The organism is Roseovarius sp. EC-HK134, from assembly GCF_902498815.1.
Classification (GTDB): domain Bacteria; phylum Pseudomonadota; class Alphaproteobacteria; order Rhodobacterales; family Rhodobacteraceae; genus Roseovarius; species Roseovarius mucosus_A.
In genome coordinates this window covers 2694548-2720061 of sequence record NZ_LR701544.1, presented here as the reverse complement: position 1 = coordinate 2720061, position 25514 = coordinate 2694548, and the positions used below count along the sequence as shown (strand labels likewise).

The 25514-nt window shown below is 60.6% G+C and carries 19 protein-coding genes; 6 read left to right on the top strand and 13 right to left on the bottom strand.

The window, feature by feature from the left end:
* Positions 1 to 496: 496 nt before the first annotated feature.
* Positions 497 to 2191, top strand: a complete 1695-nt coding sequence (locus GC127_RS17080; protein ID WP_151979100.1) for a methyl-accepting chemotaxis protein — start codon at positions 497 to 499, stop codon at positions 2189 to 2191.
* A 49-nt stretch (positions 2192 to 2240) separates the two neighbouring features.
* Here GC127_RS17080 and GC127_RS17075 read toward each other — a convergent pair whose 3' ends face one another.
* Together GC127_RS17075 and GC127_RS17070 are read right to left on the bottom strand one after the other, a co-directional pair.
* Entirely contained in the window at positions 2241 to 3479 is a 1239-nt protein-coding gene (locus GC127_RS17075; RefSeq protein ID WP_151979099.1) for a saccharopine dehydrogenase family protein, read from the bottom strand.
* 72 nt (positions 3480 to 3551) lie between these two features.
* Positions 3552 to 4646 carry a carboxynorspermidine decarboxylase gene (locus GC127_RS17070; protein ID WP_151979098.1) on the bottom strand — a complete coding sequence of 365 codons (1095 nt, stop codon included), beginning with the start codon at positions 4644 to 4646 and terminating at the stop codon, positions 3552 to 3554.
* A 172-nt stretch (positions 4647 to 4818) separates the two neighbouring features.
* On the opposite strand from GC127_RS17070, the gene lexA reads away from it, so the two are divergent.
* Entirely contained in the window at positions 4819 to 5520 is a 702-nt protein-coding gene (gene lexA, locus GC127_RS17065; protein WP_081506361.1) for a transcriptional repressor LexA, read from the top strand.
* Here lexA and GC127_RS17060 read toward each other — a convergent pair.
* Positions 5514 to 7532: a ComEC/Rec2 family competence protein gene (locus GC127_RS17060; protein ID WP_151979097.1), complete on the bottom strand. Its 2019-nt coding sequence runs from the start codon at positions 7530 to 7532 to the stop codon at positions 5514 to 5516. The two genes, lexA and GC127_RS17060, sit on opposite strands and share 7 nt — an antisense overlap.
* An 80-nt stretch (positions 7533 to 7612) precedes the next feature.
* On the opposite strand from GC127_RS17060, the gene gltX reads away from it, so the two are divergent.
* From gltX to GC127_RS17045, 3 genes are all read left to right on the top strand, one after another.
* Positions 7613 to 9025 (top strand): glutamate--tRNA ligase, encoded by a 1413-nt coding sequence (gene gltX / locus GC127_RS17055; protein ID WP_151979096.1) that lies wholly within the window; start codon positions 7613 to 7615, stop codon positions 9023 to 9025.
* Positions 9026 to 9101: 76 nt separating this feature from the next.
* On the top strand, positions 9102 to 10397 hold the full coding sequence (gene gltA, locus GC127_RS17050; RefSeq protein WP_008283179.1) for a citrate synthase: 1296 nt from the start codon (positions 9102 to 9104) through the stop codon (positions 10395 to 10397).
* A 232-nt stretch (positions 10398 to 10629) separates the two neighbouring features.
* The gene (locus tag GC127_RS17045) at positions 10630 to 12900 is read left to right on the top strand and encodes a calcium-binding protein (protein ID WP_151979095.1); all 2271 of its coding nucleotides are present in this window, start codon (positions 10630 to 10632) and stop codon (positions 12898 to 12900) included.
* Positions 12901 to 12905: 5 nt separating this feature from the next.
* Here the strand turns inward: GC127_RS17045 and GC127_RS17040 are convergent, their stop codons facing one another.
* The 10 genes from GC127_RS17040 to GC127_RS16995 all read right to left on the bottom strand — a co-directional run bounded on the left by GC127_RS17040 (position 12906) and on the right by GC127_RS16995 (position 24328).
* On the bottom strand, positions 12906 to 13685 hold the full coding sequence (locus tag GC127_RS17040; RefSeq protein WP_008283181.1) for an enoyl-CoA hydratase-related protein: 780 nt from the start codon (positions 13683 to 13685) through the stop codon (positions 12906 to 12908).
* Between the two features lie 72 nt (positions 13686 to 13757).
* On the bottom strand, positions 13758 to 14210 hold the full coding sequence (locus GC127_RS17035) for a cytochrome c-type biogenesis protein (RefSeq protein WP_008283182.1): 453 nt from the start codon (positions 14208 to 14210) through the stop codon (positions 13758 to 13760).
* Positions 14207 to 16171, bottom strand: a complete 1965-nt coding sequence (locus GC127_RS17030; protein WP_081508529.1) for a heme lyase CcmF/NrfE family subunit — start codon at positions 16169 to 16171, stop codon at positions 14207 to 14209. The genes GC127_RS17035 and GC127_RS17030 overlap by 4 nt, the downstream gene beginning before the upstream one ends.
* A 74-nt stretch (positions 16172 to 16245) precedes the next feature.
* Positions 16246 to 16812, bottom strand: a complete 567-nt coding sequence (locus GC127_RS17025; protein WP_008283185.1) for a holin family protein — start codon at positions 16810 to 16812, stop codon at positions 16246 to 16248.
* Entirely contained in the window at positions 16806 to 17414 is a 609-nt protein-coding gene (locus tag GC127_RS17020) for a holin-associated N-acetylmuramidase (RefSeq protein ID WP_008283186.1), read from the bottom strand. Before GC127_RS17020 ends, GC127_RS17025 begins: the two co-directional genes overlap by 7 nt.
* A gap of 140 nt (positions 17415 to 17554) precedes the next feature.
* Complete coding sequence (ccmE, locus tag GC127_RS17015) at positions 17555 to 18001, bottom strand: cytochrome c maturation protein CcmE (RefSeq protein ID WP_008283187.1); 447 nt, start codon at positions 17999 to 18001, stop codon at positions 17555 to 17557.
* Positions 18002 to 18012: 11 nt separating this feature from the next.
* Positions 18013 to 19041, bottom strand: coding sequence for an N-acetyl-gamma-glutamyl-phosphate reductase (gene argC / locus GC127_RS17010; RefSeq protein WP_081506367.1), 1029 nt, complete (start codon positions 19039 to 19041; stop codon positions 18013 to 18015).
* Positions 19042 to 19136: 95 nt separating this feature from the next.
* Entirely contained in the window at positions 19137 to 19949 is an 813-nt protein-coding gene (locus GC127_RS17005; protein ID WP_008283189.1) for a glutamate racemase, read from the bottom strand.
* Between the two features lie 18 nt (positions 19950 to 19967).
* Positions 19968 to 20831 carry a lysophospholipid acyltransferase family protein gene (locus tag GC127_RS17000; RefSeq protein WP_008283190.1) on the bottom strand — a complete coding sequence of 288 codons (864 nt, stop codon included), beginning with the start codon at positions 20829 to 20831 and terminating at the stop codon, positions 19968 to 19970.
* Between the two features lie 77 nt (positions 20832 to 20908).
* Complete coding sequence (locus GC127_RS16995) at positions 20909 to 24328, bottom strand: indolepyruvate ferredoxin oxidoreductase family protein (protein WP_151979094.1); 3420 nt, start codon at positions 24326 to 24328, stop codon at positions 20909 to 20911.
* A 168-nt stretch (positions 24329 to 24496) separates the two neighbouring features.
* Between GC127_RS16995 and GC127_RS16990 the strand changes: the two genes are divergently transcribed.
* Positions 24497 to 25402: a LysR family transcriptional regulator gene (locus GC127_RS16990; RefSeq protein ID WP_008283192.1), complete on the top strand. Its 906-nt coding sequence runs from the start codon at positions 24497 to 24499 to the stop codon at positions 25400 to 25402.
* Positions 25403 to 25514 lie beyond the last annotated feature (112 nt).

Here is a 25514-nt window from a genome sequence, read left to right as displayed (position 1 = left end):
TCAACGTGACCTTTTCAGAACTGTCGGGTTCAACAGGTGTCTTCGCGTTCAACGGTCGCGCCTTGGCATTGTTTACAAGCGCCAAAGACCGGCTGGGCCCATCGAAAGATCAGCGCTTGTCGCGAAAGTTTGCGGCGCTATCCTACGCGCGCACCAGCGCGGCTTTGCCACCGGTCGCGCGCAAAAATCGCCCGTATAAGGGCCTAGCCCTGAAATAACCCCGCCCCGTTGGCCCACAACATACCCATCAGGATAGCTAATAGCTGTGATGTTGCGGGTCGTTCAAAGCTGTGAGGAGAGCCTCACGCCAGCCCTGCGAAGGGTGATCATCACAGGCGGGACAGACTGAAACATATCTGGGGCCAAACACCCACGGCGCATCCAGCGCCGTCCGGTCCGGGCGCGCACCAGCGAGCCAAGCGTTTCGGTGTTTCGCCCTCTTAATTTCCTCCGCACCCGCAGTCTGTTGCGGCGCGGCCAGACCAAAGGACCGACCATGAGACTGAGTATCAAAGCCAAACTAGCCGCAACCTACATCTTTATCTTTGCCCTGTTTGGCGCCTCGGTCGTTATGGCCCTGAGGGACCTCAGAGCCGCCGATCAGGAACTTCAGGACATCATGCGCCTGGAAGTGGCAGAACTCGGCGTGATCAACGAGATGTTCGAAGCAAAATTGATGGTTCTGACTGGTGTAGCCTCTTACCTGATTGGCCTGCCCAATGCCCCCACGGGTCATCTCGATAAGATAAAGGCAGGCGTCGTGGCGCAGGCCTCTATCGTCGACGACAAGATCGTCGAACTGCGCGGAATGGCAAAAAGCCCCAAGCTGGTGGCCGAGTTGGAAGCCTTCGAAGATCTGCACAAACGCGCCTTTGCGATGAACACCCGCGTGATCTCGCTTGAGGCCGCAGGCAATGGCGATGCGGCCAACACGCTGTTTCACACTGACCTGATGGATATGGGTGTGGAAATTCGCGGCTCGCTGCAACAGATGCGCGAGACGCTCGTCAATAACTTGGGTGCGCGCGCCGTAGAAGCGAGCGGCGCCTATGAAACTGCCAAGTTCAATCTCATTCTGATGCTGATCCTGTCGCTGCTGGTCGGCCTCGCTGCAGCAACGGTGATCACGCTCTCCATCTCGCGGCGGGTGGCAAAGGCCGCAGATCTGGCCCATGGCATTTCCAAGGGCGATCTGCGCCATACGCTCGACGTTCGCGGTCGCGATGAGGTGTCGACCTTGCAGGCGTCGATCAACGACATGGTTCTGCGTCTGCGCGATATCGTGTCCGATGTCACAAACTCGGTACGCAACGTGTCATCTGGCGCGGCGCAACTGGCGGAAACCTCGGAAGAGCTGGCGCGCGGGGCCTCTGATCAGGCTGCGGCAACAGAAGAAGCCTCGTCTGCGGTGGAACAGATGACCGCGAATATCAAGCAAAGCGCCGAGAATTCGCAAACGACCGAAGGCATCGCAATCAAATCCGCCGCGGATGCGCGCACAAGTGGCCGCGCCGTGGCTGACGCGGTCAGTGCAATGCAGACGATTGCGGATCGCATCATGATCGTTCAGGAAATTGCGCGGCAAACCGATCTCTTGGCGCTCAACGCCGCCGTCGAGGCCGCCCGTGCCGGGGAACATGGCCGAGGCTTCGCCGTTGTCGCCGCAGAGGTACGCAAGCTGGCCGAGCGTAGCCAAACCGCCGCAGCCGAGATTTCGTCCCTCTCCGCCACCACCGTAAGCACGGCTGTTGGGGCCGGGACGATGTTGGCGGAATTGGTGCCCAATATCGAGCGCACCTCGGGCCTGGTCACGGAAATCAGCGATGCCTCGCGCGAACTTTCGAGCGGCTCGTCGCAAATTGCTCTGTCAATCCAGCAGCTTGACCTTGTGACCCAAACCAACAACGCAGCCTCAGAGGAACTGTCAAGCAGCGCAACCCAGCTTGCCAGCCTCGCTGATGAGCTGACGGTCGCCATGGGCTTCTTTAAGGTCGTGGAACAGCCCGTCAGCGAGATCAGACGCGAGACCCGCAGCACTGCGACCAACTCGGTCATCCCGCTCAAGCGTGGCAAGGCCACCTCTACGGCGAAACCCACCAAAGCCACGAAATCAGAGGGCGGTTTCGAATTCGATCTGGGTTCTATGGGCGATGATCTTGACGCGCGGTTTGCCCGCAAGGAAAGCGCCTGAGCACTGGCTTGGGGCAGGTTGGGAAACCCACCTGCCCCAAGGTTTCAGACTATTGGTTCCAAGCCTTGTCGACGCCGTTGATCTGCACCCGCGTCGGCAGGCCCAAACGATCCAGCACCGGGAAATAGGGCTTGGGGTCTAGCTCTTCGACATTGCGCATCGCGCCCACGTCCCAGTCCCCTTGCGCGATCAGGATTGCCGCCGCGACCGGCGGCACCCCGGCGGTATAGGAAATCCCTTGGCTGCCAACCTCTTCGAACGCGTCCTTGTGATCGGCCACGTTGTAGACAAAGACCTCAACCGGCGCGCCATCCTTGGTGCCCTTGACCAGATCCCCGATACAGGTCTTGCCGGTATAGTTCGGGGCCAATGAGGCCGGATCAGGCAACACGGCCTTGACCACCTTGAGCGGCACCACCTCTAGCCCTTCGGCGGTCTTTACCGGATGCTCCGACAGCAAGCCAAGGTTCTTCAACACGGTGAAGACATTGATGTAATGCTCGCCAAAGCCCATCCAGAACCGCACATCGGCCTCTGGATAATTGGCCGCCAGCGAATGCACCTCGTCATGGCCCGACAGATAGGCGCGGCAGGTGCCAACCACGGGCAAATCCCAATCGCGCCCAACCTCGAACATGCTGTTCTCTTGCCATGCGCCGTCTTGCCAAGAATAGACCGTGCCGGTGAACTCTCGGAAATTGATCTCGGGATCGAAATTGGTCGCGAAATAGCGCCCATGCGAGCCTGCGTTGATATCCACGATGTCGATGGACGTCACCTTGTCCATGTATTCGTCAGCGGCAAAACGGGCAAAGGCGTTGACGACACCGGGATCAAAGCCGATCCCCAGAATGGCGGTCACGCCGTTTTGCGCGCAAAGATCGCGCTTCTTCCACTCATAATTGCCATACCAAGGGGGCGTTTCGCAGATCTTGGCGGGGTCTTCGTGAATGGCCGTGTCGATATAGGCGGCCCCTGTTTCGAGACAGGCATCAAGCACCGACATATTCACAAAAGGCGAGCCGACGTTGATCACGATCTCTGCCCCGGTTTGACGGATCAGCGCGGCCACGGCGGCGCTGTCCATGGCATCAATCGCATGGCTGGCAAACGTGCCCGGCACCTTCATCGCCGATTTGTCGTGAACCGAGGCGATGATCGCGTCGCATTTGGCCTGCGTCCGCGAGGCGATGTGCAGATCGCCCAGAATATCGTTGTTCTGGGCGCATTTATGGGCGACGACCTGAGCCACGCCACCAGCACCGATGATGAGCACGTTACGTTTCACTTCTGCTGTCTCCTTTTCTTGCAGGACAGGGGAAGGAGGGCGTTCAGCCCCGGAAAAAAGAGCGAGTAGTCCTCATGAGAGCGAGGCGGCAAAGTCCTCGAAGGTAAAGCTGCGGATCACGTCGATGCGCCCATCGGCGCGCCGGATGGCAATGGCGGGCATATTCACGCCATTGAACCAGTTTTTCTTGACCATCGTGTAACCGGCGGCATCACCGATTGAAATCCGATCACCGATGCTCAGCGGCGCGGCAAAGCGCGCCTCGCCGAAAATATCCCCGGCAAGGCAGGATTTGCCGCAGATCTGATAGGTATGCGCGCCGTCTTGTGGCAGCTTTGCGCTTTCGCGGTAGATCAGAAGGTCCAGCATATGCGCCTCGGTGCTGGAATCGACGATGGCCAGATCCTTGCCATTGTCGAGCAGGTCAAGCACCGTCACCTCAAGCGTGGTCGTGCCGGTGATGGCCGCCTCGCCCGGCTCCAGATAGACCTGCACGTCGAACTTCTCGGCAAACTGCTTGAGCCGCGCGGCCAATTCCTCGAGCGGATAATCGTCGCCGGTAAAATGAATCCCGCCCCCAAGCGAGACCCATTGCAACCGCTCCAACACCGGCCCAAATTCGTCTTCAATGCGGGTTAGCTGCTGGTCGAAAAGATCAAAATCGCGGTTCTCGCAATTGTAATGGATCATGACGCCGGAAATCCGGTCGATCACCCCAAGGATCTTGTTCACTTCCCATTCGCCCAAGCGCGAAAAGGGCCGCGCAGGATCGGCGAGATCAAAACTCGATGTCGAAAAGCGGGGGTTGAGGCGCAGACCCCGTTCAATTCCCGCCGATTGGCTATCATAGCGTTGCAGCTGCCCGACGGTGTTGAAGATGATCTTATCCGCGTAGGATACCGCCTCTTCAATCTCGGCATCGGACCAGGCCACCGAATAGGCATGGGTTTCCTGACCGAATTTCTCACGCCCCAGACGCAATTCGAACAGCGACGATGACGTGGTGCCATCCATATAGGGCTTCATCGTTGGAAAGGCCGACCACGTGGCAAAACATTTCAGCGCCAAAAGCGCCTTGGCCCCCGAGAGCGCACGCAGGCGCTCGATCTTGCGCATGTTCTGCAACAGGCGCTCTTCGTCGATCAGGTAATAGGGTGTCGGAATCATCTGGCCCCCCTTTGCTGTCACAGGGTCATACGGTTTGGCGCAGCGCATATCCCCCCCGCACCCGCGATGCAATGGCGCAGGCACAGCATCCACCAAGATCCGCCACACTGATTGACACAAAACGGGAACATGTGTAGAACAAAACAAACTGACCCGTAAGAGGACGCGGCCCATGCTGACCAAGAAACAACTCGATTTGCTGGAGTTTATCCAAAAGCGTGTGCAGCGGGACGGGGTTCCGCCCAGCTTTGACGAAATGAAAGAAGCGCTTGATCTGCGCTCGAAATCCGGCATTCACCGCTTGATCACAGCGTTGGAGGAACGCGGGTTCATCCGGCGTCTGGCACATCGCGCGCGGGCCCTTGAAATTGTGCGCCTGCCTGAAAGCTTGGGCGGCGAAGCGCGGCACAGCTTTTCGCCCCGCGTCATTGACGGTGATCTGTCCGATGCCCCCCGCCCCGCCAATGCCCAACCGGTCGAGGTGGCGCATGCCTTTGAGGTGCCGCTGATGGGGCGCATCGCTGCCGGTGTCCCGATCGAGGCGATTGCCCATGTGCAGCACAATGTTTCCGTTCCCAGCAACATGATCCGGGGTGCCGCCAATCACTATGCGCTTGAGGTGCGTGGCGACTCGATGATCGAGGCCGGGATCAACGATGGCGATGTGGTGATCATCCGTGAAACATCGGTTGCGGATAATGGCGATATCGTTGTGGCCCTGATCGAGGATCAAGAGGCGACGCTCAAACGCTTTTATCGGCGCGGCAATGCTATCGCCCTTGAGGCGGCCAATCCCGCCTATGAAACGCGCCTTTTCCCAGAGGATCAGGTTCGGGTTCAGGGGCGGTTGGTCGGGCTGATCCGCAGCTACTGAGAATTCCAGAGGCGCACACCGTTGGTGTCGCGCGCACTGACAAGCCGCGGTCCCGCCTTATCGAGGTGAAGCGCGAGCGATCCCGTTCTGCGCAGCGTCTCGGGCGTGACAATCTGGCAATCACGGTGTTGCGCCGGGGGCGGATCTGGCGTGACGCTCATCACGACCAGCATGACCCCGGCGCAAAAATCCGGCATATCGGCAGCCGCCTTGCCTGCCATCACCCGCACACCATGGGCCAAGGCCAGATCCTCGGACCAGCGGGCAAAGGCCACCTCACGGCTGGCATCATCGCCGTCATTCTCAAGCCAGTTGTCAGCCACGAACCCACCCCCTGTAGGTTTATTGAGCGCGCGCCCCGCCTCTGTCATGATCCCGATCAGCCCCCCCGTATCCGACACGATCATCACAGGCCGGTCCGCCGCCCCCCAGAGCGCAACGGCGACCATCACCGGCAAGACCCCCAAAATCCGCCCCCGCCCCTGCCAGAGCACGATAAAGAGCGCCCCAAGCGCGAGGAGCGGCAGCACATAGGGGCCGGGGGCCACCACCGGCACACGCGCACCATCCAAGGCCGCAACCCAGTCTGCCACCGTTAAAATCCAGCGCAAGCCAAGCTCCATCACCCGCAGCGCGATCCAATCAAGCCCAACCGGCAACAAAAGCGTGGCCAGAACCGCCGCAGGCATGACCAACACCCCCATCAAGGGCACGCTCACCAGATTGGCCAAGAGGCCGAACTGTGCGTATTGGTTGAAATGCGCGGCGGCGACCGGTGCTGTCGCAGCCCCCGCGACGGCGGAAGAGATCACCACAGCCAACACCGAGCGCAACCAGCGGGGACCACGAGACCACCCCGCATCACGCAGCCAGCCGAACACCGCAACCAAACCCACCGTTGCCGCAAAAGACATCTGAAAGCCGGGACCAAGCAGCGCCTCGGGCTGCAACACCAACACGATGATCGCCGCCACCGCCACCGCGCGCAGGCTAAAGGCGCGCCGCTCGAGGATCACCGCGCCCAGCATCACCGCCACCATGACAAAGGCGCGCTCGGTTGCGACATTCCCGCCAGAAAGACCCAGATACCCGGCCCCCGCAACAAGCGCCAGAAAGGCAGAAAGTTTCTTGACGGGCAGGCGCAGGCCAAGGCGCGGCACAGCGGCAAAGCCAAGGCGAAAGGCGGCAAAGACGAACCCCGCCAATAGCCCCATATGCAACCCGGAAATCGCCAAGAGGTGTGCAAGGTTCGAAACCCGCATCGCCTCGAGCGTGACAAGGCTCAGTCCTGCGCGGTCGCCGGTCATGATCGCCGCGGCAAAGGCACCGGTTTGCCCCGGCAGGCGGCTTTGCACATGCTGCGACAGGGCCATGCGCGCGCGAAAAAGCGGCTGTCCGCCCTGCCCCGCCTCAAGCCGCAGAACCGGCGTGCGGGTATAGCCCACCGCCCCAATCCCCAGAAACCACGCATGGCGTTGGAAATCAAAGCCGCCCGGCTCGACCGGACCGCCCGCCGGGCCCAGATGCGCCGTCATCATCACCCGCTGCCCCGCCAGCGGCATGAAATGGCTCTGATCGCCATGCAGCGAGACCCGCACCCGGCCCGGCATGCGCGCGGGGTCTGTGCGTTCCAGAACCACGCGGTCAAGCGTGAGGCGCAGCGCATCCGAGGCCGAGCGGTCAATGCCCACGATCCGCCCCTCGACAGGCCCGTAATAGCGCCAACCCAGCACCGGCCCCGCCACCAGATGCGCGCGCAAACCCGCAAGAGCAAAGCCCGCCAGCACCAGCGCCACGGCCCAGAGCAGCGGGCCGGACCATTCCCGCCCCCGCGCAGCCAAAAGCGCAAAGAAAAGCGCCGCACCGCCACAGCCCCACAGCGCCGCAACCGACGGCTCGCGCAGCAGTGCGAAATAGGTCCCCACACCGCAGGCCAGACCAACCGGCACCCAAGGAAAAAGCGCGCCGCGTTGTGCGAGCCAGATAGCCTCAAACCGGTGCCAGATGCCCAAGGCTTGTTTCCCCCATGACGGGCCGATAGACAGACGACAACGCTAGCCCCATCATCGTTACCGAAAGGTTAATCTGCCCCATGTCGCAACAGGTCGTGACCCGCTTTGCCCCTTCGCCCACTGGCTATCTGCACATTGGGGGCGCGCGCACGGCGTTGTTCAACTGGCTGTTTGCGCGCGGGCGCGGCGGCAAGTTCCTGCTGCGGATCGAAGACACCGACCGGGCGCGCTCAACCCCCGAGGCGACGCAGGCGATTCTCGATGGGCTGGCCTGGCTTGGGCTGGACCACGATGACGAGGCGATCAGCCAATTTGAACGCGCCGACCGGCACGCCGAGGTGGCACGCAAATTGCTGGCCGAAGGGATGGCCTATAAATGCTTTGCCACACAGGACGAGATCGAAACCTTCCGCGAAACCGCGCGCGCAGAGGGCAGATCCACCCTGTATCAAAGCCCGTGGCGCGACGCGACACCCGATCAGCACCCCACTGACATGCCCCATGTGATCCGAATCAAGGCCCCCCGCGACGGCGTGACCGTGATCCGGGATGAGGTGCAGGGCGATGTGACCATTCGCAACGATCAGCTTGACGATATGGTCCTGCTGCGCGGCGATGGCACGCCGGTCTATATGCTGGCCGTGGCGGTCGATGATCACGACATGGGTGTCACCCATGTCATCCGGGGCGACGATCACCTGAACAATGCCGCGCGGCAGATGATGATCTATCAGGCGATGGGCTGGCCCCTACCGGTTTACGCCCATATCCCGCTCATTCACGGACCGGACGGCAAGAAGCTGAGCAAGCGGCATGGCGCGCTTGGCGTCGAGGAATATCAAAAGATGGGCTATCCCGCGGCAGGGATACGCAACTATCTCGCGCGTCTTGGCTGGAGCCATGGCGATGCGGAATTCTTTGACGACGCACAGGCGCAGGCGTGGTTCGACCTTAAGGGAATCGGCAAATCCCCGGCCCGGCTAGACTTCAAAAAGCTGGAGAATCTCTGCGGTCATCATATCGCCGCCGCTGACGATGCTGCGCTGCTGCATGAATTGCAGGGGTTTTTGGCCGCAACGGGGCAACCCGCGCTTGACGACACGAAATTGACGCTGTTCTCTCGCGGCATGTATTGCCTCAAGGAACGTGCCAAGACCTTTCCGGAACTTCTTGATAAGGCTGCGTTTATTCTTGCAACACGGCCAATTCAGCCCGAAGAGAAGGCGGCAGAGCAGCTTGATACAGTATCCCGTGGTATACTGAAAGAATTGACGCCGCAGTTGCAAACTGCTACGTGGACACGTGAGGATATCGAGGGTCTGGCGACCCAATTCGCCGAAGACCATGGAATGAAATTCGGCAAGCTGGCAGGCCCCCTCCGGGCGGCTCTGGCGGGCCGCAGTGCGACACCAAGCGTGTTCGACATGATGCTGGTCCTTGGGCGGGATGAAACCATCGCCCGGTTGACCGATGCGGCCTGCGGGGGGGATTAATCCCTTGGCAAGGCACTACGTTTATTCAGCTCGATACGCGCATGGCGTAATCGGGCGCTGAGAGGGAGGACCCCTGATGTCAGAAGTCAAGAGAGTGGCAAAGCTGGAAATCGACGGCAAGACCTATGAATTGCCGCTGCATTCCCCGACGGCGGGCCCGGATGTCATCGACATCCGCAAGCTCTATGCCGATGCGGGCGTATTCACCTATGACCCCGGCTATACCTCGACGGCAAGCTGTGACAGCACCATCACCTTTATCGACGGCGACAAGGGTGAACTGCTGCATCGCGGCTATCCGATCGACCAATTGGCCGAGAAATCGCATTACCTCGAAGTGTGCTATCTGCTGCTCTACGGCGAGCTGCCCAGCCCCGCACAGCTTGAGGATTTCGAAAGCCGTGTCACCAACCACACGATGATCCACGAACAGATGCATTTCCTCTTCCGCGGCTTTCGCCGGGATGCGCATCCGATGGCGATCATGGTGGGCGTGGTGGGCGCACTCAGCGCGTTCTATCACGACAGCACGGATATCACCGACCCCTGGCAGCGCGAAGTGGCCTCGATCCGCCTGATCGCCAAGATGCCGACCATCGCTGCGATGGCGTTCAAATACACCATCGGGCAGCCGTTCGAATATCCGCGCAACGAGCTCGATTATGCGTCGAACTTCCTGCGCATGTGTTTTGCCGTTCCGGCCGAGAATTACGTCGTGAACCCGATCCTGAGCCGCGCGATGGACCGGATTTTCACGCTGCATGCCGATCACGAACAGAACGCCTCGACCTCGACCGTGCGTCTGGCGTCGTCTTCCGGGGCCAACCCGTTTGCGTGCGTGGCTGCGGGCATCGCCTGCCTCTGGGGTCCGGCACATGGCGGCGCCAATCAGGCCTGTCTTGAAATGCTGCAGGAAATCGGCACGCCAGACCGCATCCCCGAATTCATCGCGCGCGCCAAGGACAAGGACGATCCGTTCCGCCTGATGGGCTTTGGCCACCGGGTGTACAAGAATTTCGATCCCCGCGCCAAGGTGATGAAACAATCCGCCGATGAGGTTCTGGAATTGCTGGGCGTCGAGAATAACCCGACGCTTCAGGTGGCCAAGGAATTGGAGCGGCAAGCGCTCGCCGATCCCTATTTCGCGGATAAAAAGCTCTTCCCGAATGTGGATTTCTACTCGGGCATCATCCTCGAGGCGATGGGCTTTCCGACATCGATGTTCACGCCGATTTTCGCGGTCAGCCGCACCATTGGCTGGATTTCGCAGTGGAAGGAAATGATCGCCGATCCGCAGCTCAAGATCGGGCGCCCGCGCCAGCTCTACAAAGGGGCGACGATGCGCGACTATGTTGACATCGAAAAGCGCTAAGCGCTGAAATCATCAAAGACGAACCCCGGCTCTAACGGCTGGGGTTTTTCTTGTTTAGAGTACCAATCAGAACAATTCCAATCCCCGTATCGCATTGTTTCCAGCCCCTGTCAGGAGCCCGGGATCAATCGACTTTATACTTGATTTTCAAAGTGTTTGGGGAATATCTGAACGGGTAAGTGCATTCACGGATGCGAATGTTTATTTGATTGGTCTGGGGGGACCCTGAGTAATGGGTGGTTTGCTTTTACTTGGCCTTTTGGCAAGCGTAGGACTTACGGCGTTTGTGATCGACGAAGTCAACGAGGACGACGACGACACCAACACTAACGACATCAACACTGATGATACCATATCCGGCACAACTGGCGATGATATCCTTGATGGAACCGCACGCGCCGACGAAATCACGGCGCGCGGCGGTGACGATATCGTATCGGCAGGCGACGGGGATGATCTTGTTCAGGGCGGCACGGGCGTTGATATCATCCTGGGCGGCAGCGGTGCCGACACGCTCTCTGGCGACGGCGGCGACGACGTTCTGATCGGGGGCCGGGGCGACGACCTGATCGAAGGCGGCGCGGGCGACGACGTGCTCATCGGCATTGACGGTGGCCTGAACAGCCAAACCGGCGATGAATTGAATAGTTTGATCCAAAGCAATCCGACCATTGACGCCTTGCGCCCAAGTATCGGCACGGATCAGCATGGCTCCGACACTCTGATCGGCGGCGACGGAGAAGATGCGCTATTCCTTAGTGGTGGCGATTTTGGCACTGGTGGGGCCGGTGAGGACCGTTTCCAGATCGGGGATTGGATCGAAGCGGGCACTGTGGCCACGATCACTGACTATGTCCCGGCCTCCGACTTCATAGACTATAGCTACGTGTCCAACGGCACCGCTCCGCAAGTCTCTGTTGCGCCGGATGACGATGGCAACGCCTTGCTCAGCGTTGATGGCGTGGTCATTGCGCGCGTTTTGGGGGCCGCCACAACTCTGACTCCTGCAAGTGTCATCCTCTCCGAGAGAGCAGATGACAGCAGCACCGAAAGCGGCCTGAACATCCTGAGGGGCACGAACGGGGCTGACCTCATCGACGGAAGCAACGTTGGCGATGAAATCACAGCCCGCGGCGGCAATGATCTCATCGCCTCTGGCGGAGGGCGTGACGAGGTGTTTGCGGGGGATGGCAATGACGTCGTGTTTGGCGGCAACGCCGCTGACATCCTCTGGGGCGGGGTCGGGAATGACGTGGTTATCGGGGGGGCCGGGGGCGACTCGCTTCAGGGCAATTCCGGCGATGACCTCATTCTAGGGCTCGATATTCCTCTTGGCTCTGGCAGTGCGGCGGCCATCTCGGCCTTCAATCTGAACTCCGCAACACCAGAGGCCCTGCTTGAAGGTCTCATTCGCACCCCGTCAGAGGATCTCAGCGGCGACGATACGCTCTTGGGCGGCAGCGGAAACGACGTGCTCGTGATCGGGGGCGATGATACGGCGACGGGTGGCCTTGGGGCTGATCGTTTCTGGCTGGGTGAATGGGTTGGGGGCACAGACGCGGCCACCATCACCGATTATGAGCCGGCTGTAGATCAGATCGTCTATTACCACAGCCCGGCTGCGCTTGGCGCGGCAACACCGGTCATTACCCTGTCCACCAATGCGGCGGGGGATGCGATCATACTTGCGGATGGCGTACCCGTGGCCGAGGTGACAGGCGCGGGCAGCACGCTGACGGCAGCAGAAATCGTGATCGTCGAACGTGAAACCCCGCTCAACCAGATTACTGGCAGCACCGGCAACGATTTGATCACCGGGCGCTCAATCGGCGATGAAATCACGGCCCTCGAAGGCAACGACGTGGTTGGTGCGCGCGGCGGCGATGATCAGGTGTTCGGCAGGGCTGGCAACGATATTCTGGACGGCGGCAGTGGCTCGGATAGCGTTTGGGGCGAAGCGGGCGATGACGTGTTGATCGGCGGCGCCCTGCGCGATGTCCTGTTCGGTAGCGCGGGCAACGACCTGATCATTGGCATTGATATCCAGCTTGGCTCTGGCAGCGCCGCCGACATTGCGGCACAGGGCCTTGATCCTGCGACCCCGCGTGCCCTGCTTGACGATTTTGCGCGCAGCGCAGCCGAAGAGACAAGCGGCGACGACAACCTGTCAGGGGGCAGCGAGAACGATGTGCTTATTATCGGCGGCGATGATACCGCCACGGGCGGCGTCGGCGAAGATCAGTTCTGGCTTGGCGAATGGGGTCGCGGGGCCGATATCGCGACGATCACCGATTTCGACCGGGCCGACGATCAGATCGCCTATGTCTACACGGCAGCCACCCCAGATGCAGCCCCGCCTGTTGTGACCCTGACCACCAACGCCGCAGGGGATGTTACCGTGCTCGCGGATGGGATCGCCGTGGCCCGAGTGCTGGGCGCAGGCAGCACGCTCACAGCCGCCGATGTCGCGCTCATTGCGCGCCCCCCGGCAGTCGCCGCGTAACCGGTTCAGCGCCCCTCGAACCTCGGGGGGCGTTTTTCCAGAAAAGCCACCACGCCTTCCTTAAAGTCGCGGGTCTGCCCGCAGGCGCCCTGCAATTTGGCCTCAAGGTCCAATTGCCCCTCAAGCGTGTTGTCCCACGTGCTGCGGATCGCCTGTTTGATCGCCCCATAGGTTTGCGTCGGCCCCATGGCCAGCTTTGCCGCCCGCGCCCGCCAGTGGGCGTCAAAACCTGCGTCGTCCACCGCCTCCCAGATCATGCCCCAGTCGCTGGCTTGTCGGGCCGTGATCGGTTCCGCAAAAAGCGCCGCCCCCATCGCCTTGGCCATGCCCATCTGGCGCGGCAGCGCATAGGTTCCGCCCGCGTCGGGAATAAGGCCGATCCGGGCAAAGGCCTGTAGGAAATAGGCACTCTCGGTTGCGATCACCACATCTGCCGACAGCGCCAAATTGGCCCCTGCCCCTGCCGCAGGCCCATTGACCGCACTGATCGTGGGCACCGGGCAATCGGTGATAGCGCGCAGCATCGGCACATATTCCTCGCGCAGCACCCGCTCCAGATCAAGCGTGGTGGCGTTGCCGCCATCGCTTAGATCCTGCCCCGAGCAGAACGCCTTGCCGTTGCCCGTCAGAACCACAACCCGTGCCTCTCGCCCGGCATGGATCACCGCATCGGTGATTTCGGCCCGCATCTGGGTGTTGAGCGCGTTCATCTTATCCGCGCGATTGAGGCTGAGAAGCGCCACGCCGTCGGCGATCTCCAGTGTGATGGTTTGATAGTCTTTCACGGATTCGCGCCTTTCAGTCTGGTTTGCGGCATCAAACCCCAGACCATCCCGCACGCCAAGCGAAACCGCGCGTCACTCCTTGAGGATTTCGCGCAGACGGTTTTCCTCGGCTTCGCTAAGCCGGGCAACCTCTGTCTCGGGCGTGCGCGCCCGGCCCCGCAGATAGGCCGCGCCAATAAGAAGGCCAGCCCCCAGCATCAGCGGCCCCGCCCACCACAAAAGCATGTTGGCCCCGCCCGACCGCGGCTTGAGCAGCACGTATTCGCCATAACGCGCAACGATGAAATCGACGGCCTCGTCGTTGCTGTCGCCCGCCACCAGACGCTCGCGCACCAAAAGACGCAGATCGCGCGCCAGTTCCGCGTTGGAATCGTCGATGCTCTCGTTACGACACACCAGACAGCGCAAGCCCGAGGAAATATCCCGCGCCCGCGCCTCAAGTGCAGGATCATCAAGGATTTCATCCGGCTGCACCGCAAACACCGGCGCGGCAATCACGCAGAGCGCAAGGATCAGGCGTTTCATTCCGCAGGCACCCCCTGCGGCACCTTGCGCGCGCCCGCAGCCACCCGGTAGCGTCGGTCGCTGAGCGACAGGAACCCGCCAAGCGCCATCAGGATAGAGCCACCCCAGATCCAGTTGGCCAGAGGCTTGTAATAGCTGCGCACCGCCCAGCCCCCGCCAATCTGCGGATCACCGATCACAACATAGATGTCTCGCAAAAAGCCACTGTCGAGCGCCGCTTCGGTGGTTGGCATCTGCGCGACAGGGTATTCGCGTTTTTCAGGCGTCATGGTCGCGATTTCAACCCCATCCTTGGACAGCGTAAACGTCGACATCGTGGACAGGTAATTCGGACCTTCCTCGTCGTGAACCTCGTCAAGGCGCAGCGTGTAGCCCGCAATGTCGAACTGATCACCGATCTTGAGAACGCGAATATCCTCTTGTTGCCAGGCCATCATTGCCGCGATACCGGCCATGGTCACGCCAAGGCCACCATGCGCCACCGCTTTGCCCCAGTCGGCCCGCGGCAACCGCGTAAGGCGCGACAAACGCCCGTCTCCGCGCCCGGTGCGCGACCAAAGATCAACCGCAGCGCCCCCAATCAGCCACGCCGCAAGAAACAGCCCCACCGGACCAAGCGCCGAACGCCCGGTCTGCATCGCCCAAGCAAGTGCGCCAATCGCCAAGGCGAGCGCAAACGCCGGGGCCAGTTGCCGAATGACCCGGCCCAACGTGGCCCGCTTCCACGGCAGCATCGCCCCCACCGGCAGAACCAGCCCAAGCGCCACCATGAAGGGGGTAAAGGCCGCGTTAAAGAACGGCTCACCCACCGACAGTTTGCGATCAAACAGCATCTCGGCGATCAACGGCCAGATGGTGCCGATAAAGACCACAAAACACGCCACCGCCAAAAGCAGGTTGTTGAGGACGAGCGCGGATTCGCGGCTGACAAGGCTGAACACGCCCTTGGCCTGCATCACCCCCGCCCGCGCCGCAAAGAGCGTGAGCGCGCCAGCCATGAACACCGCAAGAATCGCCAGCAAGAACACGCCACGCTCCGGGTCAGTGGCAAAGGCATGCACCGAGGTCAGAACGCCCGACCGGGTGATAAAGGCACCAACCATCGAGAACCCGAATGCAATGATCGCAAGCAGGATCGTCCAGCTTTTCAGGCTTTCGCGCTTTTCCACCACGATTGCGGAATGCAGCAGGGCTGCGGCAATAAGCCAAGGCATGAAACTGGCATTCTCAACCGGGTCCCAGAACCAGAACCCGCCCCAACCCAATTCGTAATAGGCCCACCAAGACCCAAGCCCGATACCGATTGTCAGGAAAATCCAGGCTGCCAGCGTATAGGGCCGCACCCACCGCCCCCAGGCCGCATCCACCCGCCCCTCGATCAACGCCGCCACGGCAAAGGAAAAGGTCATCGAAAGACCGACATAGCCAAGATACAGGAACGGCGGATGAAAGGCCAAGCCCGGATCTTGCAGGAGCGGATTCAAGTCCTGCCCGTTGAAGGGCGGCACCGCCATGCGCAAAAACGGGTTCGACGTCAGAAGGATAAAGAGGAAAAACGCCACACCCACCATGGCCTGCACGCTCAGCACCCGCGCACGCAACGACGGCGGCAGATTAGAGCCGAACCACGCCACCGCCGCGCCAAACAGCGTCACGATCAACACCCAAAGCAGCATCGACCCTTCGTGATTACCCCAGACACCGGTAATCTTGTAAAGCATCGGCTTATCCGTGTGGCTGTTGAGCACCACAAGACGCAGCGAGAAATCCGAGATCACAAAGGCCCATGTGAGCGCGGCAAAGGACACAGCCGTCAGCATGAACTGAAGTGTGGCTGCGGGTTCGGCAAGGGCCATCCAGCCCGGCCAGCGTTTATAGGCGCCAATCAAGGGGATGGTGGCCTGAACACAGGCCACCAGAAAGGCGAGGATGAGGGCGAAGTGACCGAGTTCTGTAATCATGTCCCGAATATAGGACAGGAGCACGCTCTGGCCAATCGCAATCGACGTCAATACCGGACCACATTGTCGCGGGCTCAGCCCCGCCGCCGCCATTCCGCCAGCGCCGGATTGTCGGCCGGCGTCAAAGCCGTCAGCGCCAGATCTGCGTCCCCGCCGTTGTCCGCCACACCGGGGCTGGAGGGGTTGAGCGCGCGCAGGGTCCGGATGCTCTCGGCCACATGCGGCGCGCGGGCGACGGTGCTGGCAATCGAGCGTTGAAAATCCTGCCCCTTGGCCTGATAGCGCGCGCCGAAATAGAAACTGACAATCGCCCCCAACAACCACCAAAGCGGCTCTGGCACCAGCGCAAGCCCCGCCATGCGTTCGCCAAACCACAGCGGATCAACCATCGCCGCCACAAAAAGACCAATCGTGCCAAGCGCCATCGCCGGGCGCGGAATGCGATTGAGACCGTCAATGATGCGGTCAAACAGCCCCCGGTTCTCCAGACGGAACTCGCCCGCCATCTGCTCGAGCGCCGCGCGCTGCGTTTCTATACTGCGCTGGTCGGCGGCCTCGGCGTTGACGCGAAACACTTCGGCGGTCTCGCGCACCACATTGGCCCCGCTGCCAAAGAGCGCGCGCAAGATATCCATCACCATGCGCTGATCCTCGCGTTGAATTGAGCCTGACTCAGATGAAAGCGCGGCGAGATGAACACTTCGGCCCGCTTGATCCAGCCGCCTTTGCCCCCCGTGCGACTGCGCGCGAATTTGCGACTTTCCGGGCGGGCATCGGCAAGGCGCAGGTAATAATTGCGCCGCGCAATGCCATAAGCATCGGCAATATGATCCGGGGCCGCCTTGGCTGCGGCCTCTGCCGCCGCCGCAGTTTGCGGCCCGATCACGCCGTCCACCTCGATCTCCTGCCCCATCTCACGCAAGAGCCGTTGCAGGATCTTGACCGCATTGGACCCGGCGTTGACATACATATCGAAGACACTCGGCCGCAGGCTCTGTGGAAGCCGCGCGATGCCCGGACGCTGATAATAGTGGTCGATGAACAGCGACACCGCCTGATCCCGCGTCAACGCCCGGACATCCAAGGCATCCACCACACCATCGCGCGTCAGGTCCAGCCCCAAGCGCCGCATCGTATGAATTGTCACGCCAAAATTCGTTGCACCGCCGGGGTCGTCAGGATCATCCACATAGCCGCCTTCACGCGCGACGATCTCTTGCGCTATCTGTTCAACAGTTTGCATCCGCTTGCCGCCTCCTTCCGAGGAATACGAGCCTCAGCATCGGAACCAAGCGTTAACGCCCCCCTTTTTCAGCGCGCGCACCGGCCTTGCATGACCGGCGGATGTCTTTGGAAATACTTTCAAATAGGCCGGTGGCAGCCTTAGCTGCCGTCCGGCTCCTGATAGACGCCCTGCGCCTTGAGCGCGTCAACCACTTCCTTGGGCATGTACGTCTCGTCATGTTTGGCGAGGATCTCGGTGGCGACAAAAATCCCGTCGCGGTAACTGCCAGTGCCGACCATGCCCTGATTTTCCTCAAAAAGATCAGGCAGAACGCCACGATAGGTCACAGCCACCACACCATTGCCATCGGTCACGTTAAACCGGATAGTCTCGCTCTCGCCACGCTTGAGACTGCCTTCTTCTACCAGCCCACCGATGCGGAACACTTCCGACGGGCTGGGCGGTTCGGCCAGCACCTGCGTGGGCGAACGAAAGAAGTTGATACCGTCCCGCATGCCATAGCCAATCAGGGCCGTGGCCATCACAAGCGCCACAGCAGCTATCGCGATGATTTGAACGCGGCGCTTTTTCTTGAGCGATTTCATCGGTGTCACCCTTACGGAAAGACCGGGGCAAGCATCAGCCCCGTGGTCTCAGGCTCAGATAACATCAGATTTGCGTTTTGCAACGCCTGCCCGCTGCTACCTTTTGTCAGATTATCCAGCGCGGCAATCACAATCGCCCGTCCCGCGCGCCGATCCGCCACCACGCCGATATGACAGAAATTGCTGCCGCGAATGTGGCGCGTGCTCGGGGTTTCGCCCATCGGCAGAACCACAACAAACGGCTCATTGGCATAGGCCGCCGCCAGCGTGGCATGAATCTGCGCCGCCTCCCCCCGGACATAGCCAGTGGCGAGAATCCCGCGATTGGCGGGGATTAGATGCGGGGTGAACTGTATTTCGACAGGGCGTCCGGCCAGAGCGGAAAACTCTTGATCGAACTCGCCCAGATGCCGATGCGTGCCGCCCACCGAATAGGCGTGATAGCCCTCAGACAATTCCGCATGCAGCAGATTTTCCTTAAGACTGCGCCCCGCGCCCGACACGCCGCATTTGAGGTCAAGGATGATCTCATCCAGATCAATTACCCCGGCAGAGATCAGCGGGCGCAGGATATACTGCCCCGTAGCCGCATTACACCCGGTGCCCGCCACCAACCGCGCGCTGCGGATATCCTCGCGGTAAAACTCGGTCAGACCATAGACCGCCTCTTGCTGCACCTCTGGCGCGGCATGCGGATTGCCATACCATTTCTCATAGGCAGCCGGATCACGCAGCCGGAAATCCGCCGAGAGATCGACAATCTTCAGATCGCGCGGCAGGTTTGCAATCACCTCTTGGCTGGTCTTATGCGGCAAGGCGCAGAAACACAGATCAATGCCCGAAAAATCAATCTCTTCGATGGTGACAAGATCGGGCAGGTCGAGATGCCGCAAATGTGGAAACACCTGCCCCATGCTTTGCCCCGCCTTGGAATTGGCGGCCAATGCGGTGATCCGCATATTGGGATGGGTGGCGATTAGCCGGACTAGCTCGGCCCCGGTGTAGCCAGAGGCACCCAGAATGGCGATGTTATGGGTCATTGTGACCTCACTTTCAGATAAGTTGAGAATATTTCAATTCAGGCCACGCCACAAGGCGGCGTCATGCCTGCGACAGCCGTAAGATCCGGCACGGCTCAGGCGGCAGAGAACTTGATTTCTCGTCGCAAGAACTGCGTCGCCCGGCTCGACACCCGCTTGGGATCACCGGTGGTCAAGAATGCGGCCTCAGCGCCCGCCCCGATCTTATCCGGATGCCGCCCGAGATAATCGGCAAGGCTCGACGCCACTAGATTGGGCTGCGAATAAACCGCCACATCGGGGCCAAGCGCGTCCTGAAACACCTCTTGCACCAGCGGATAATGCGTGCAGCCCAGAACCGCCGCTTCGGGATGCGGCATCTTGCGCTTGAGCGCGTCAACATGGCTGCGCACCAGCGCTTCGGCAAGGATCATGTCGCCGTCTTCTATGGCATCGACCACGCCGCCACAGGCCTGCGCCTCGACATCGACACCGATGGCACGAAACGCCAATTCGCGTTGAAACGCCCGGCTGCGCACCGTCGCAGGCGTGGCAAAGAGCGCCACGTTTTTCACAGCCACTTCGCGCGGCGGGGAATTGTCGCCCCATTGCCGCTCGGTCAGCGCCTCGATCAGCGGCACAAAGACCCCCAGAACCCGCTTGTCACGCGGCACCCAGGATTCTTGCATCCGCCGCAGCGCCGCCGCCGAGGCGGTGTTGCACGCAAGAATAACCAGATCGCAACCCGCCGCAAACAGCCGCTCTACCGATGAGGTGGTCAGATCATAGATGTCATCGGCATCGCGCACGCCATAAGGCGCATGGGCGTTATCGCCCAGATACACAAGAGGCACCTCCGGAAGGCGCTTGCTCACCGCATCCCACACCGTCAGGCCACCCAGCCCGCTGTCGAAAATTCCTACCGCCATGTCCCGCGTCCAGTGCCGTTATTCGAACTCGAACCCGATTTCAGAGGCAACAATCGGGCTTGGGGACAATTCATATGTCTTGGCGCGCAGGAATGCCATGAGGGATTTCGTATCGCCTGCATATTGCGCCAGCGTGCTGCGCGGAATGGGATCACCCACCACCACGCGCACCGGCGTATCCACCCGCTTGCGGAATTCCTTGATCAAAAGCCCCATGCGCAGCGTCACATGCAGATGGCTGGCCAGTTGAAAGAGGCGGCTGGTGTGACCGTCGAAATAAACCGGCACCACAGCGGCTTGGCTTTTGGCGATCATCTTGGCGGTAAATCCACGCCAGCCGGGGTCCATCGGGCGCGAAAACGGCTTGGCCGCCGTGCTGACGGTGCCGCCCGGAAAGATGCCGATAGCCCCCCCCTGCCCCAGATAATCAAGCGCCGTCTTGCGGGTGGCGAGATTAAGCGCGACCGCTTCCTTGGTCTCATCGAAACTGATCGGCAGGATGACCTTGTTCAGATCCTCGGCCTTGCGGAAAATCTGATGCGCCAGAATGCGGAAATCGCCGCGCGTCTGGCTCAGGATATGGCCCATCATCAACCCGTCAAGAATGCCGTAAGGGTGATTTGCAATCAGCACCAAAGGCCCCTCTTTCGGGATATTCGACAGACTGCCCCCAACCACATCCAGCGTGAGCCCATAGCGCTCGACGATCACCTCCCAGAAATCGCGACCCTGCAAAACCTCGGTCTCATAGCCTGCCGCGCGCTTGATCAGTTCGATCCGCCCGGTCAGGTTTTCCATCGTGCGGATCAGCGCCCGCCCGCTCTTGGTCTGCGCAGAATAGGAATAAGAAATGTCACGGGCGATTTGGCGGTCTTGGCGCATAGGCGATCCTCGGCTGAGTCGCGTTTCATAGAGTTATGCGACAGACGTGACCAGATCACGTGACATTATCGTGACACCTATTCTGCAGCCTGTGCCATTTCCGTTCCGCCCGATCGGATGACCGCCAATAGCTCTGTGCGCCGGGTTGCGGCCTTGGCGGCGTTACCCTCCTTGACCGGGCCAAACCCCCGGATCGACAAGGGCAAAAGCGCCAGCGCTATGATCGCGTCCCGGGTCTGCGCCGTCAGCTTGGGCAGAGCCTCGGCCATATCAAGCTCGTATTGCACAATCAAAGCCCGCTCCATCCGCCGCTCTGCGGTGCGGCCAAAAGGATCAAGCGGCGTGCCGCGCAGCCCCTTGAGCCGCGCCAATACGCCAAAGGCCCGCAGGATGCCGGAACCGAATTCGCGCTTCTTCGGTCGCCCGTCGCTGCCCATCTTGGACAACATCGGCGGGGCAAGGTGGAATTTCAGCGTGAAATCGCCACCAAATTCGGCGCGCGCCTTTTGCGCCGTCTCCAGATGCAGCCGCGCCACCTCGTATTCGTCCTTATAGGCCAAAAGCTTGTGATAGCCTTGCGCCACCGCGTCCTTGACCCCCTCATCGGTGATCCCATCAAGCAGGCGCAGATACCGCCGCGCCAAACGCTTGCTTTGATAGGCGGTCAGATGCGCCACGCGATAATCGATCCGCTCTGCCAGCGTTTTTGGCTTGGCGACCACCTTGGGCGTCAACAGCTTTTCCACCTCCGCCGGATAGAGCGCCGCCCAACGGCCCACCTCAAACGCCCGCAGATTTGCATCCACCGCCGCCCCATTCAGGCGAATGGCCTCGGTGATGGCTTCATGGCTGAGCGGGATCAAACCCCGCTGCCACGCCGCGCCAAAGATCATCATGTTGGAATAGATCGAATCCCCCATCACGGCCTTGGCCAGATCCGAGGCGTCGAACATCTGCACCGCGTCACGCAACCGCGCCTCTAGCGCCAGACGCAACCGGTCGGCAGGCAGGGTGAATTCCGTGTTGCGGGTAAAATCACCGGTGATGATCTCGTGGCTGTTCACCACTGCCCCGGTGCGGCCCGCCCGCGTCAACCCCAGCGTCTTGGCCCCGGCAGAGACCACCAGATCGCCACCAATCAGCGCATCGCATTCGCCCGTCGCCACGCGAATGGCGCTGATATCACCGGGATTTTCGGCCAGCCGACAATGGATATGCACCGCCCCGCCCTTTTGCGCGAGACCGGCCATTTCCATCATGCCCGCCCCCTTGCCATCAATCTGCGCCGCCTGCGCCATCACCGCGCCGATGGTCACAACCCCGGTGCCACCCACCCCGGTGATGACCACGTTATAGGTGCCGTCAATCGCGGGCAGCGCGGGGGCTGGCATCTTGGGCAGGGTCACTTCGGCGGTGCTGTCTTTGCGGATCTTCGCGCCTTCCACCGTTACGAACGACGGGCAAAACCCCTTGAGGCAGGAAAAATCCTTGTTGCAGCTCGATTGATCAATCGCCCGCTTGCGGCCCAGTTCGGTTTCCACCGGCACAATCGAAACGCAATTCGATTGCACCCCGCAATCACCGCAGCCCTCGCAGACATCGGTATTGATGAACACGCGACGATCCGGATCAGGAAACTTGCCCCGCTTGCGGCGGCGGCGTTTTTCAGCGGCGCAGGTCTGAATATAAAGGATGACACTCACCCCCTCGATGTCCGCCAATCGCTCCTGCACCGCCATAAGATCAGATCGCTCTGAAAATTCAACGCCTTGCGGGAAAGACTTAAGGTCAACATCCTCTTTTTCGTCATAGACGACAGCCAGATGTTGCACCCCCATGGCGCGCAGTTCGGCGGCAATACGCGGGGCGTTCAACCCGCCTTCATTAGGTTGCCCGCCGGTCATCGCCACGGCATCGTTGTAAAGGATCTTATAGGTGATCGTCGTGCCCGCGGCCAAAGCCGCGCGAATGGCCTGCACGCCCGAATGGTTATAGGTGCCGTCGCCAAGGTTCTGGAACACATGTTTGCGCGTCGAAAACGGCGCCTCGCCGATCCAATTTGCCCCCTCGCCGCCCATATGGGTAAAGCCGGTCGTCTCGCGGTCCATCCACTGCACCATGTAGTGACAGCCGATCCCGGCATAAGCGCGCGCGCCTTCGGGCAACCGGGTCGAGGTGTTATGCGGGCAGCCCGAACAGAAATAGGGCAGACGGGTTGCAATCTCGGCCGCGTTGTCATTGCGCCGCGCCTCGCTCAGCGCCTCCAGCCCGGCCTTGATCCGGTCCGTGCCGCGCCCCTCTTCGATCAGGATACCGCCCAGCTTTTCCGCGATCCAAATGGGATCAAGCGCGCCGCGCGTCGGGAACAGCTCTTCGCGGTGCATGCCACCTGCGCCACCCTTGTACCAGCCATAGACGCGCCGCCCGCGCCGGTCGTCAAAAATCGCCTCTTTGATCTGCACCTCGATCAGCTTGCGCTTTTCCTCGACCACCACGATCAGGTCGAGCCCCTCGGCCCAGTCATGAAACCCCTGCATGTCGAGCGGAAAGACCTGCCCCACCTTGTAGGTCGTGATCCCCAAGCGTTCCGCCTCTGCCGCATCAACCCCCAAAAGATCGAGCGCATGCACCAGATCAAGCCAGTTCTTGCCCGCCGCGACAAAACCGATCTTGGCCCCCGCTTTGCCCAACATGCGCTTGTCCATGCCATTGGCACGCGAAAACGCCTCGGCGGCAAAGCGTTTGAAATCAATCATCCGCGTTTCTTGCGCATGCGGCGTGTCGATCAGGCGAATGTTCAGCCCGCCCTCTGGCATCGGCAAATCGGGCGTCACAAGCTGCACCCGGTCCGGTCGGCCATCCACAACCGATGTCGCCTCGACCGTATCCTTCATCGTCTTGAGACCCACCCAGACCCCGGCAAAGCGGCTGAGCGCATAGCCGTAAATGCCATAATCCAGAATCTCCTGCACCCCCGCCGGGCTGACCACGGGCATATAGGCATCAACCAGCGCCCATTCGCTTTGATGCAGCACGGTCGAGGATTCGCCGGTATGGTCGTCGCCCATCGCCATCAGAACGCCGCCATGCTTTGAGGTGCCCGCCATATTGGCGTGCCGCATCACATCGCCAGAGCGGTCCACCCCCGGCCCCTTGCCATACCAAAGGCCAAAAACACCGTCATATTTGCCTTCGCCACGCAATTCCGCCTGCTGCGATCCCCAGAGCGCAGTCGCCGCCAGATCTTCGTTCAGCCCTTCCTCGAACCGCACCTCAGCCGCGCGCAGCACCTTTTCTGCCCGCAGCATCTGTTGATCCACAGCCCCAAGCGGCGAACCGCGATAGCCTGTCACATAGCCTGCGGTGTTCAATCCCGCAGCCCGGTCGCGCGCTGCCTGCATCAGCATCAGCCGCACCAGCGCCTGCGTTCCGTTCAAAAGAACCGGCGATTTTTCCAGATCGAAACGGTCGTTCAGCGTCACCTTTTGCGTGGTCATAGCGTGCCTCCCTTGGTTGAGGGCCATGCCTCAATATAGGGCAATATTAGGTCACAAATTATGACCTACCAAGTAGATTTTTGTGAAAATGTCGCAGCTGTCCTATAAGTGATGGATGATTATCTGCTATTACGTTATCGGTGCCAGTTTCCTAAGAAAGTGAAAGTTATGGATTGGGACAAGCTCAGAATCTTTCATGCCGTTGCAGACGCGGGCAGTCTCACCCATGCCGGAGAGCAGCTACACCTGTCGCAATCCGCCGTCAGTCGGCAGGTGCGCGCCCTTGAGGAATCGCTCAACGCTACGCTGTTTCACCGTCATGCACGCGGACTGATTCTCACGGAACAAGGCGAATTGCTGTTCGATGCGACCCGCGCGATGATGAAACGCTTGGACGCCGCCACCGCCCGCATTCGTGACAGCGAAGAAGAAGTGTTCGGTGATCTGCGCGTCACCACCACCACCGGTTTCGGCACGCTTTGGCTGGCCCCGCGCCTGCCCAAACTCTACGAAAAATATCCCGACCTCAAGATTGACCTCATGCTTGAAGAACGCGTGCTCGACCTGCCAATGCGTGAGGCCGATGTTGCCATTCGCATGAAAGAACCGTCTCAGGCCGACCTCATCCGCAAGCGGTTGATGAGCGTGCATATGTGCCTCTATGCAACGCAATCGTATCTTGACGCCCATGGTGAACCTTCCTCGCTAGAAGACATGAGCGCGCATCGCCTGATCTGCCAAAACCCACGTTCGGCGCAGGTGGGCGCGGGCGCGATGCTGGTCAACGAGCTGATGACCAACGACATCTCGTCTTTGCTGACGGTCAACAACTACTTTGGGGTGTTGCAGGGTGTGCTGAATGATCTCGGCATCGGCGTTTTGCCCGATTACCTGATCCGCGATTTTCCGCAGCTTGTCCGCGTCCTGCCAGAGGTCCAATCCGTCGAAGTGCCGGTATTTCTCGCCTATCCAGAAGAGCTGCGCCATTCCAAGCGGATCGCCGCCTTTCGGGATTTCGTGCAAGACGAAATCATCTCCTACCGCAAAACGGTTAAGGAACAGGCAGTTAGCTAAGGTTTCAAGCAGGCTTGGTTTAAGCCATGCGCAAACCGCATAGCGGGCATGCTGCACCTGCGGCAAATTTCATCTTGATTGGACAGAACTGCACCCTTATTTGCCAATCGTG